General features: G+C 70.0%; 1 protein-coding gene. It reads right to left on the bottom strand.

The genetic code is table 11. From position 1 onward, the window contains the following. Window positions 1–1,569, bottom strand: a 1,569-nt coding sequence (hrpA, locus tag AC1DXV_RS34430) for an ATP-dependent RNA helicase HrpA (protein WP_477938023.1), incomplete at its 3' end; no start/stop codon positions are given. Window positions 1,570–1,610: the final 41 nt, after the last annotated feature.

Raw genomic sequence — 1,610 nt, 5'->3', positions numbered from 1 at the left:
CTTGTGCTCCTTGCTGCCGCCGCGCGCGTCTTCGAGCCATTTCCAGAGCTTCAGCGTGCCGAGGAACTCGGAGCGGTCATCGTCGAACTTCTTGTGCGCCGCATCGGCCGCCTGCTGGTGCTCCATCGGCCGGTCGCGCGCATCCTGCACGCTCAGCGACGACGCGATCACCAGCACCTCGGCCAGCGATTCGCGGTTGCGCGCCTCCAGGATCATGCGGCCGACGCGCGGGTCCAGCGGCAGCCTGGACAGCTCGCGGCCGGTCGGCGTCAACTCGTTCTGTTCGTCCACCGCGCCCAGCTCGTGCAGCAGCTGGTAGCCGTCGGCGATCGCGCGGCGCGGCGGCGGCTCGAGGAACGGGAAGTCCTCCACCAGCCCGAGCCCGAGCGACATCATGCGCAGGATCACGCCAGCCAGCGACGAACGCAGGATCTCCGGATCAGTGAAGCGCGGCCGTTCGGTGTAGTCCTTCTCGTCGTAGAGCCGGATGCAGATGCCGTTGCTGACGCGCCCGCAGCGCCCGGCGCGCTGGTTGGCCGCCGCCTGGCTGACCGGCTCGATCTGCAGCTGCTCGACCTTGTTGCGGTAGCTGTAGCGCTTGACGCGCGCCGTGCCGGCATCGATCACGTACTGGATGCCCGGCACCGTCAGCGAGGTCTCGGCGACGTTGGTGGCCAGCACGATGCGGCGTGCGCTGTGCGGCTCGAACACGGCATCCTGCTCCTGCTGGCTCAGGCGCGCGAACAGCGGCACCACCTCGACGCCCGGCGGGTGGTGCTTGCGCAGGTGCTCGGCCGCCTCGCGGATCTCGCGCTCGCCCGGCAGGAAGACCAGCACGTCGCCGGCGCCCTCGCGCCACAGCTCGTCGACCGCATCGCCGATGGCGTCGTTCAGGCCGTACTCGCGGGATTCCTCGAACGGCCGCCAGCGCTGCTCCACCGGAAACAACCGTCCCGACACCTGGATCACCGGCGCCGGCCCCTGGCGCGACGCGAAATGCTGCGCAAAGCGGTCGGCATCGATGGTGGCCGAGGTGACGATGATCTTCAGGTCGGGCCGGCGCGGCAGGATCTGCCGCAGGTAGCCGAGCAGGAAGTCGATGTTCAGGCTGCGCTCGTGGGCCTCGTCGATGATCAGCGTGTCGTAGGCCTTCAGCAGCGGGTCGGTCTGCGTCTCGGCCAGCAGGATGCCGTCGGTCATCAGCTTGACGCTCGCGCCGGCCGACAGCCGGTCCTGGAAGCGCACCTTGAAGCCGACGTGCTCGCCCAGCGGCGTGTTCAGCTCCTGCGCGATGCGCTTGGCCACGCTCGAGGCCGCGATGCGCCGCGGCTGCGTGTGGCCGATCAGCCCCTTGCCGCCCGCGCCCCTGCCACGGCCGAGCGAGAGCGCGATCTTCGGCAGCTGCGTGGTCTTGCCGGAGCCGGTCTCGCCGCAGACGATCACGACCTGGTTCGCCTCGATGGCCTGCGCGATCTCGTCGCGCCGCGACGACACCGGCAGCGATTCGGGGAAGGTGATCGGTGGGATCGGGTTGGCAACGGCCGGTTTGGCACCAGCGGGTTTGGCCAGCGGCGTTGGGCCGCGGCGCGGGGCAGAGGTCACTCGAAGCC

Source organism: Rhizobacter sp. P3_C12 (assembly GCF_056402735.1).
This window is presented reverse-complemented; position numbering and strand designations above follow the sequence as displayed.